This window comes from Odoribacter sp. N54.MGS-14 (genome assembly GCF_000980295.1).
Taxonomy (GTDB): Bacteria; Bacteroidota; Bacteroidia; order Bacteroidales; family Marinifilaceae; genus Odoribacter; species Odoribacter splanchnicus.
Window position 1 is genome coordinate 1 of record NZ_LARL01000092.1, and the last position, 9,840, is coordinate 9,840.

Below are 9,840 nucleotides of genomic sequence, written 5' to 3' on the forward strand. Positions count from 1 at the left end.
GGGGCGGATTTTCGGTAGCAGATGGTCGAAAGACTGGAACGCACTTCCGGGAAAATGTTTTCCATCATATAATTATAGGGCTGTCCGCCACGCAGGTCCATCAGCTGTTTCTTGCGTCCGTCCACGATTTTGCCATGGGAGTCGCGAATCCACACGGGAGTATTGTCGAGGATGTGTAGCACTTCGTCCTTATAAAGCATATCGGATACTGCCACCAACTGCCGTAGTACGCCCCAGCCGATGCCTTCGCCGCGAACGCTCACCAGCTCCCCGGGAATCTGTGCGTGGCGCACAAGCCAGGATTTCAGCGAGTCGGCACGGCGGCCGGCAAGCAGCTCGTTGTAGCGGGTCACCCCGTCGGGCGATGTCCACGAGCAGATTACGACACGTTCCAGACGGGCCGACTCCTGTTCCCTGCGCAGGGTACGGATAAACCGTTCCAATTCGGAACGGTTGTTATGGTAATCGGGATCCACCCCCCGGTATCCCCGGCGGTAATGGATGCGGACTGAGTCGGACACCTCCTGGGACCAAACCCCCGTGCCCGCCAAAACAAACAGCAGCCCTATGAATAGAATCTTCTTCATGCGATGTTTATTCCGGTATTATTGTTTTTGGTTTTCTATGATCGGTGTATATACAAACGGTTCCGGCTGCATACGGGCATGGCCTATCCATAGGCCACATACCGCCGGAAGGTATAGTATACCGCACTCTCCGCAGGAAAAGGCGGTGGCAATGATAACAAATAACGAAAACCGAAAAAGACCGGAAAAAGTATGAAATCCAGCGAAAAAACGCTCTCTTAACTCTTTGAAAATTAAAGAATAATCTATATCTTAACGCGCGATACCAGAGAGAGTATAATAAAAAATTTCATAACCTCCAAATTCTCAGTGTATTTTTTTTGCAAAAAACCGATAACTAAAGAAAACCACAGCATACTATACCTGTATTCACTTCTACTGAAGCGAATATGTCCCGGTAAACCGGAACCCGCTGACAAGCCGTATACTATGGCATTCCTGTTGGTGTGCATTAAATATTTTACTATTTAACAGTATTCTTCTTGTGACTGATTACAAAGATAATTTTTATTGCAAAAACATGTAAAATTTATTACATAAAATTTGTATGTCTGGTATTTATTTTTAATAAATCCGATTTGGCAACGGATTATTCATTACTCCTTGTCTTTTGCGGATTACTTTTTACGAAAATGTGTATTTTTGTACACAACGTTGAAATGGTTATTATATGAAAAAAAATCGGATTATTATTTTTTTATTTATCGGCCTTTGTTGTGCCGGTAAGGTATTTTCGCAAGAGAGGTTGCCTGAATATTTGCAGGCAGAAAAGTTTACCGGAGATAAGCTGAAGAACATGTTGTTTTCTACTTTGGTCGATCCGCATTGGTTTCAAAAAGGAAATTGTTTCTGGTTCGAGTATAAAACGAGTGAAGGAACTTTTTGGTATGTGGTCGATCCGGTTGCGCGTACAAAGAATCTGCTGTTCGACCGGGATGAACTGGCTGCTCAGCTGACGGAGATCGTTCGTGATCCTTTCGAGGCCCGCCATCTGCCGATACGTAATCTCAAGGCAAAGGAAGACGGCCGGACGTTTACTTTTGAGGTGGAATCTTCGCAAGAAGTGAAACCGAGAAAAGAGGAGAAAGACAAGAAGAAAGGAGAAAAAGAAGTCTTTTATTTCTCTTATGATTATCCTTCCCGTAAACTTACTCATCTGAAAGGGCAGGAAAAGGAACCGAAAAAATTGGGATGGGGAAATTTTTCTCCCGATGGCCAGACGGTGGTATATGCTAAGGATTGTAACCTTTTCCGGATGAGTCGGGAAGATTATGAGAAAGCCCGGAAAAACGAGAAGGACAGTACGATTCTCGAGATTCAATTGACACAGGATGGAGTGAAGGATTTCGGTTATGGCATTCCTTACAGTATGTTGAATACCGATACGCTTTGCAACGGTAAACGCCGGCGGGTATCGGGATGTTGGTCTCCCGATTCCAGACACTTTGCGGTAACGGTATCCGACGACCGGGCAGTAAAGGAATTGTGGGTGATCAATTCTATCGCTCAGCCACGTCCTACGTTGGAAACTTATAAATATCAGATGCCTGGAGAGATGGAAGCCCCTGAGGAGCATCTTTATGTATTCGATATGCAGAATAATGTTCGTAAGGAAATAAAAGTAGCGGCGTTTAAAAATCAAAATTTGAGTTTATCCTATAAACCTGCAGAACAGAAACAGCGGGACATGGAGTATGTATCACCGGTTTGGCTGGGAGATAACGACCGTTTTTTTCTGGTTCGTAGTAGCCGGGACCTTCATCGTATTGATATCTGCTCTTATACGATCGGGCAGGATTCGATTGTGCCGATTATTCAGGAGCGGATGAATACTTATCAGGAAACGCGGCCTTTGGCTGTCTTGAATAAGGGTAAGGAGTTGATTCATTGGAGTGAACGTGATGGATGGGCTCATTTATATTTATACGATGATCAGGGAAATCTTAAAAACCGGATCACGAAAGGCCCCTGGCATGTGGAGCAGGTGCTGAAAGTGGATGAAGCTACACGGACGATCTATTTTGTGGGGAATGGCAAGGAAGAGGGAGAAAATCCGTATTATGAACAGCTGTATAAAGTGAATGTAAATGGTAGTGGACTGAAACGGATTACAAAAGGGGAGTATTTTCATAAAGTAAAAATAGATGACGATGCCCGTTTCGTTGTGGATAATTATTCGAGGGTGAATACGATTCCTTGTGCCGATCTGTTAGACCGGGAGGGGAATAAAGTGATGACTATTCAGGAAAGTGATTTTTCGCAATTGAAAGCGGCTGGTTACCGGTTTCCGGAACCTTTTGTCGTCAAGGCTGCCGATGGGGTGACGGATTTATACGGGGTGATGTATAAACCTTACGATTTCGATTCGACCAAGGTATATCCCATTATCGATTATGTTTATCCGGGTCCCCAGGTTGAAGCTGTATGTTATCCTTTTACCCGGATGAGTGTACGGACGGATCGTTTGGCTCAGGCCGGATTCATTGTGATTTCGGTAGGACAGCGGGGTGGACATCCTTCCCGCTCCAAATGGTATCATAATTATGGTTATGGGAATATGCGTGATTATCCTTTGGCCGATCATAAGGTGGCTGTCGAACAATTGGCTGCCCGCCATAAGTTTATAGATATCGACAGAGTCGGCATACATGGTCATTCGGGAGGTGGCTTTATGTCTACTGCTGCAATTTGTCAATATCCCGATTTTTATAAAGCTGCGGTATCCTGTGCCGGGAACCACGATAACCGGATTTATAACCGTTGGTGGAGCGAGACACATCATGGTGTGAAAGAGGTCGTTTCGGAAAAAGGAGATACTACCTTTGTCTATAAAATAGCCACGAATCCCGAAATTGTTAAGCAATTGAAAGGGCATTTGATGCTTGTACATGGTGATATCGACAATAATGTCCATGATGCGAATACGATCCGTGTTGTAAATGCCTTGATCCGGGCTAATAAGCGTTTCGAAATGCTGATTCTTCCGGGACAACGTCATAGTTTCGGAGATATGGACGAATATTTCTATTGGCGGCTGGTAGATTTCTTTTCTGAGCATCTTAAAGGCCAAAAAGAAACTTCGGTCGATATTCCGAGACGCTAAGGGAGGATAAGCAAAGCAGTTTCCGGTATTCGTGTTCAGGGACCCGAACACGAATACCGGAAACTATCCTTATTTTATTATTGATTTTCAGTAGTTTATTTCAATTGTTGATAAAAACTGATCGAAATCTAAAAAAAAATGCTACAAAAAATTTGTATTCTATTGTAAAACCACTACCTTTGTACCGCTTTCAAATAAGGGTAGTCTGAACGAAAGTAAAAGTGAATGCTGTTATAGCTCAGGGGTAGAGCACTTCCTTGGTAAGGAAGAGGTCGTGAGTTCAAATCTCACTAACAGCTCTGGGGAAAGTCTGCAAGAGCAGGCTTTTTTAAAATACTCGAAATGGCGCTATCGTCTAGGGGTTAGGACGTAAGATTCTCATTCTTAAAACAGGGGTTCGATTCCCCTTAGCGCTACACTCAAAAGAACTGACTGAAGTCGGTTCTTTTTTGTATTTAATTCATTCCGATATGAATCTGATGAAACTGAAAGGCCATAGCTCGATGTTGGGGGCTAATGTGATGTGGGGATTGATGTCTCCCGTGGCAAAATTTGTGATGGTAGGAGGTGCGGTTACTCCTCTCGTTGTAACTGATCTAAGGATTACGGGGGCTATGGTGCTGTTTTGGATCGCTTCATTCTTTCAGAAACCTGAACGGGTGGCTCCTAAAGATCTATTAAAATTGTTGGGGGCATCTCTCCTGGCTATTGTTTTTAATCAGGGATGTTTTATTTTCGGGGTAGGACTGACTTCTCCGGTGGATGCTTCCATCATCACCACCAGTATGCCTTTGCTCGCCATGGTTTTAGCGGCGATTTATTTGAAAGAACCGATAACAGGAAAAAAAGTACTGGGGATTGCAGTCGGAGCTACCGGGGCGTTGTTGCTGATTTTAGGGAGCCATCAGGTTTCGGAGGCTAAAGCGGCTGGAAATCATTATATCTGGGGAGATTTATTGGTGCTGTTGGCACAATTAAGTTACGCTCTTTATTTTGTGTTATTTAAAAATTTTGTGAATAAATATTCCTTGATTACCATCATGAAATGGATGTTTACCTATGCTTTTATTTGTGCTTTGCCCTTCTCTTATCATGATTTGCTCCATACAGGGTGGAAGAGTTTGCAAAGCACTGAAATCGGAGCATTGATATTTATCGTGGTGGGGAGTACTTTTATTAGTTATGTGTTGATAGTCATCGGGCAAAAAAATCTACGCCCGACTGTTGCCGGTATGTATAATTATGTTCAGCCTTTGGTGGCTAGTATTGTTGCTGTGTGTTGGGGAATGGATACTTTTAATTTTGTGAAAATCATTTCAGTAGCTTTGATATTCGGAGGGGTCTATCTGGTAACCGGTAGCCGGAGTAAAGCTGAAATGGAGACTGTTACAGCGGATAAAAATTAACTTGCTGTAGGAAGAAAAAAGAGAAACGGACCGAAAACGGAATGAAAGGTCCGTCCCGGAATCCGGAATTAAAATTTATCGGAAAAGTACCTGTTTTTTCTTTAGAAAGTAGTATTTTTGTTGTCTCAAATTTAACTACAAATGGGTTGATTGTTTTATTTTAAACAAAACAACTCTTTTGCTGATAAAAATATACACAATGGGCATTTATTTTAACTTTAAAGAAATTATCAGTGCTTTTATGGTACTGTTTGCTGTAATCGATATTCTGGGAGCTATTCCGATTATCATTAGTTTGCGTGAAAAGAATCAGAAAATAGAGGCCGGAAAGGCAGCTATTGTTTCTTTTGTTATATTAGTAGCTTTTTTGTTTATCGGGAAGGCATTATTGGGATTATTCAATGTCGATATTTCTTCTTTTGCCGTTGCCGGAGCTTTGGTGCTTTTGGTTTTGGCGGTAGAGATGATCTTCGGTGTCGAGATATTTAAAAACGATAGTCCTTGCGGGTCGGCTACGATCGTTCCGCTGGTATTTCCTTTGATTGCCGGGGCGGCTTCGTTTACCACTTTGTTGTCGTTGCGGGCGGAATATAATATTCTCAATATCATCATCGCTGTCGCGATGAATATGGCATTGGTGTATCTGGTATTGCGCTATGTGTATTATGTAGAACGTCTGTTCGGTAAAAGCGGAGTGTACGTAATGCGTAAATTATTCGGTATTATCTTGTTGGCAATAGCCGTTCGCTTATTTACCTCTAATCTGACTTCTTTGATCGGTAGTTTTTGATTGGAAATCAGAGTTTATCGAAAAATTTGATAAAACGGCTTGAAAAGATCAGGAACAATAGCGTCCATAGCAGAAAGCGGCACATTCTGCCGATAAACATCAGGATAAAAGTATGGGTTCGTTTCGTCTTATAGAAGCCGAGTGCTACATTCGAAATATCGCCGATAACGGGAATCCAGACCAGGAGTGCCATCAGGCCCCCGTATTTTTCGATTTTATTTTTCTGTTTCAGCAATTGTTCTTCTTTGATATGGAATAATTTCCGTATCCGGGTGGCATTGCCGGCATAACCGACTCCATAAATCACCAATCCTCCGATCCAACCACCGGTTGTCGCTATGAAAAGACAGATCCAGGGGTTGAATCCCATGGCCAACATGCTTACATATAATAGGTCTGCACCTAAAGGAATAAAAAGTGCAGACAAAAGCGAACCGGCAAATAATCCTAAATAGCCATAATGCTCCCAAAATTCGGTGGTCGCTAATATGATAAAGTCATGTCCCATTGGCAGAGGTTTGATCGTGCTCTTACAAATACGTAAAGGGGGAAGGAAAGTTGTTGGGACGGTGGAAACGGATAAAACGGTGACGACAGATAAAACGGCGAGAGCAAGAGAACAGAAAAAAATAGTGGAAATGGTGAGAGGGGGCGGTAAAGAGAGAAAGTTTAAAAAAATCGTTCTCCGTATTGCAGGTAGAGCCAGGTCCAAAGCAGGAAGCGGGCGAAACGGCCGATTAGCATGTAGATGGCCGAGGCATAAGGTTTGATTTTGTAAAATCCCAGGGCAACGGCCAATAAGTCACCGATAAGCGGAAGCCAGGTAAACAGGGCCAGCCATACTCCATAACGGTTTATGTTTTTTTTCTGACGGAGGAGCTTTTCTTCCTTCACCTTCAGCCAGCGTTCGATCCATTCCCAGCGGCCCAGCCAACCGATCCAGTATGAAGTGAGTCCTCCCAGCCAATTGCCGGTTGTGGCGATAACCAGGCAGGCCCATACATTTCCGCCTAGAGCCAGGATACCCACCAGTAATACATCCGCACTCATCGGAATGAGGGTAGAAGCCAGAAAAGAACCGATAAATAATCCCCAATATCCTAAATCGATCAATGAATCCATGCGGCAAATTTAGGATTTTCCGGTCAAACCTTTGGGCATTTGTCTTTTACTTTTTACTTTTACGAACAGAAGTAGGTATAATTAATTTAAGTTCATAAAGTTTGTAGACCGATTTAATTCTGGGTATAATGGGTAAGGTGTTAATCATCGATGATGAAAATCAGTTACGGGGACTATTGGCCCGTATTATTGGATTGGAAGGTTATGAAGTCATTCAGGCCGACAGTTGTAAGGCTGGGTTGAAACAAGTGGAACAGCAAAATCCCGATGTGATCATCTGTGATGTCCGCTTACCGGATGGAAGCGGTGTCGATCTTATAACAGAAATGAAGCGGCTCGGACCTTTGACCGAGATTATCCTGCTGACCGCCCATGGGAATATCCCGGATGGAGTACAAGCGATAAAAAACGGTGCATTCGATTATATAACCAAAGGAGACGACAATAACAAAATTATTCCTTTGCTCAGCCGTGCTATGGAAAAAGTAGAGATGGCCAGGCGTTTGCAACAATTGGAGAAACAGGTCGGACAAAAGTATTCCTTTGAGTCGATTCTCGGGAAATCGAAGCCTATCCGGATGGCTGTAGAGTTGGCCAGAAAAGTTTCTGTGACGGATGTACCTGTATTATTGACCGGTGAGACAGGTACCGGCAAAGAAGTCTTTGCTCAGGCCATACATCAGCATAGTAGCCGGGCGGGCAAGGCGTTTGTGGCGGTCAATTGTTCGGCTTTTAGCAAAGAACTGCTCGAGAGTGAGATCTTCGGCCATAAAGCGGGGGCCTTTACCGGGGCTTTGAAGGAAAAGAAAGGACTGTTCGAGGAAGCCGATCAGGGAACGATCTTTCTGGATGAGATCGGTGAAATGGCTTTCGATTTGCAGGCGAAACTACTACGGGTACTGGAAAGTGGCGAGTTCATAAAAGTGGGGGATACCCGTCCTATTAAAGTAAATGTCAGAATTATAGCCGCTACGAACCGAGACCTTCAGAAAGAGATCGAGGCCGGGCATTTCCGTGAAGATTTGTATTACCGCTTGTCTGTTTTTCGGATTCAACTCCCTCCTCTGCGTGAACGGATAGAAGATATCGAATTGTATGTCCGGGCTTTCGTGAAAATGTTCGGACCGGGTGTGGGGAAAAAGATAGAAGAGATTACACCTGAATATTTGGGAACCTTGAAAAAACATGTCTGGAAAGGAAATGTCAGGGAATTACGTAATGTGATCGAACGAAGTATGATCATTGCCGACGGTGCGGTATTGACTGTAAGCGATTTGCCCTTCGATATTCAGCAGTCGGTTTTGGAAAGTGAAGGCGGAAAAGGATACTCTGAATTCGACCTGGCCCAGGTGGAAAAAGCACATATACGGAAAGTATTGCAATATACCGGAGGAAACAAGACCGAGGCTGCCCGTTTGATGCACATCGGCCTGACAACCCTTTACCGTAAGATCGAGGAGTACGGAATAAGATAGAGGGAAGGTTTTAACTAAAAAATAATAAATGAGATTCGGTTGCTTGATTTTACTAATGTTTGTCGTTCTTGCTTGTGGGCAGGAAAAGAAAAAAGAAACGGTGAATCCTTTGGCTTATGCCGTGATTACAGGTCATATCAAGAATAGACAGGTTTATCCTCAGCAAAGTGCTTTAAAGGTGATTATTCCTTCTTACTGGAATGCACAGACAATACAGGAATGCGCGATCAGGCCCGATCACACTTTTACTTTTCGTTTTCAGCCTTTGGCTTTGCGTGATATTTCGATAGAGACCTTTATCCCTTATCTGTTGATACGTCCGGGAGACAGTTTGCATATCGAATTGGATTTTGCTAAGCTGAATAAAGTGGAGTTTTCGGGTACTGCCGGGAAATTGAATCAGGATCTCTACGCATATACCGATGGTGAAGGCTATTACCTGGAACAGCGGGCGGGAACGGACGACCAGAAATTACCGGTTGCTGCATTTCGAAAAAAGATGGATAATGAACGGGAAGTTCGTTTACAAAGAATATTGAGGTTTGCAAAGAAATACCAGATCGGAAAAGATTTGCAAAAGTGGATCATGAAAGGGCTGGAAGCCGAATATTATGATTTATTACTCGAATATGGATCGCTGCATTCCCTCCTGACCGGTGATACGGTGCCTGCCGGATTTTTCAATTTCGATGCTGCCCTGGAAAATTTGTTCACCGGGGAGGTGATACATTCCCGTTTATTCGAGCTGGCTGCCAAGTTCCGAACCCGGCCCGGTCTGATAAAGGATACGTTGCAAAACAGTACCGAAATACTGATGAGAACCGCAAGTAGTACGAAAAATAAGGTCTTGTCGCAATTTATGGTCGCTTCCCTGTTCGATACACACCTGGGGTTTAATGATGTGACTTTCTTCGAGGAGAACAGGGATTTTTTCGACGGACACGTGACCTTGCCGATATTACGCGAACCTCTGCTTCGAAAATATGAAACAAAGAAAGCTTATTTGAATAATCCGAAACCGGTTTCCGATGCGATGCTGTATGGAGTTACCCCCGAAAATGGAAAGATGATTATTGCCGGCGAAGGAATGAGAAAATTACAACAAGTGATACAGGCGAATAAGGGTAAAGTCATCTTGATTAATTTTTGGGGAGGATGTCCGGCTGCAATTGACAATCTTAGTATTTTGAATGATTTGTCGGAAATATATAAAAATGATGAGGTGGCTTTTGTTTCGATTGCTGATGATGACCCAATAATTAGGAAATGGGCGGACGATTATGATTTGAAAGGACAAAAGTATTTCTGGCCTGATCCGGATACCCGTGAAATTATGAAAAACTGGCATATTTTCTGG

At 43.4% G+C, this 9,840-nt stretch carries 7 protein-coding genes, 2 tRNA genes and 1 pseudogene; 7 read left to right on the plus strand and 3 right to left on the minus strand.

Features of this window, described 5'->3' with window-relative positions:
* A pseudogene (locus tag WS42_RS13440) lies at positions 1-587 on the minus strand (OmpA family protein); the annotation flags it as partial.
* A gap of 670 nt (positions 588-1,257) precedes the next feature.
* On the opposite strand from WS42_RS13440, the gene WS42_RS13445 reads away from it, so the two are divergent.
* From WS42_RS13445 to WS42_RS13465, 5 genes are all read left to right on the plus strand, one after another.
* Positions 1,258-3,690, plus strand: a complete 2,433-nt coding sequence (locus tag WS42_RS13445) for a S9 family peptidase (RefSeq protein ID WP_046451247.1) — start codon at positions 1,258-1,260, stop codon at positions 3,688-3,690.
* A gap of 227 nt (positions 3,691-3,917) precedes the next feature.
* Positions 3,918-3,989 (plus strand) — tRNA-Thr (locus WS42_RS13450).
* A 45-nt stretch (positions 3,990-4,034) separates the two neighbouring features.
* Positions 4,035-4,106, plus strand: a tRNA-Glu gene (locus WS42_RS13455).
* 54 nt (positions 4,107-4,160) lie between these two features.
* Positions 4,161-5,096 carry a DMT family transporter gene (locus WS42_RS13460; protein ID WP_046451249.1) on the plus strand — a complete coding sequence of 312 codons (936 nt, stop codon included), beginning with the start codon at positions 4,161-4,163 and terminating at the stop codon, positions 5,094-5,096.
* 199 nt (positions 5,097-5,295) lie between these two features.
* The gene (locus tag WS42_RS13465) at positions 5,296-5,886 is read left to right on the plus strand and encodes a MarC family protein (RefSeq protein WP_046403456.1); all 591 of its coding nucleotides are present in this window, start codon (positions 5,296-5,298) and stop codon (positions 5,884-5,886) included.
* Positions 5,887-5,893: 7 nt separating this feature from the next.
* Here the strand turns inward: WS42_RS13465 and WS42_RS13470 are convergent, their stop codons facing one another.
* Positions 5,894-6,394, minus strand: a complete 501-nt coding sequence (locus WS42_RS13470) for a YqaA family protein (protein WP_046403454.1) — start codon at positions 6,392-6,394, stop codon at positions 5,894-5,896.
* Positions 6,395-6,555: 161 nt separating this feature from the next.
* Positions 6,556-7,008 (minus strand): YqaA family protein, encoded by a 453-nt coding sequence (locus WS42_RS13475; protein WP_013613592.1) that lies wholly within the window; start codon positions 7,006-7,008, stop codon positions 6,556-6,558.
* A gap of 128 nt (positions 7,009-7,136) precedes the next feature.
* Here WS42_RS13475 and WS42_RS13480 point away from each other — a divergent pair, with 128 nt between their 5' ends.
* A complete protein-coding gene (locus WS42_RS13480; protein ID WP_022160689.1) occupies positions 7,137-8,483 on the plus strand; it encodes a sigma-54-dependent transcriptional regulator in 1,347 nt (448 codons plus the stop codon).
* 28 nt (positions 8,484-8,511) lie between these two features.
* On the plus strand, positions 8,512-9,840 hold a 1,329-nt coding region (locus WS42_RS13485), incomplete at its 3' end, for a thioredoxin domain-containing protein (RefSeq protein ID WP_286728665.1).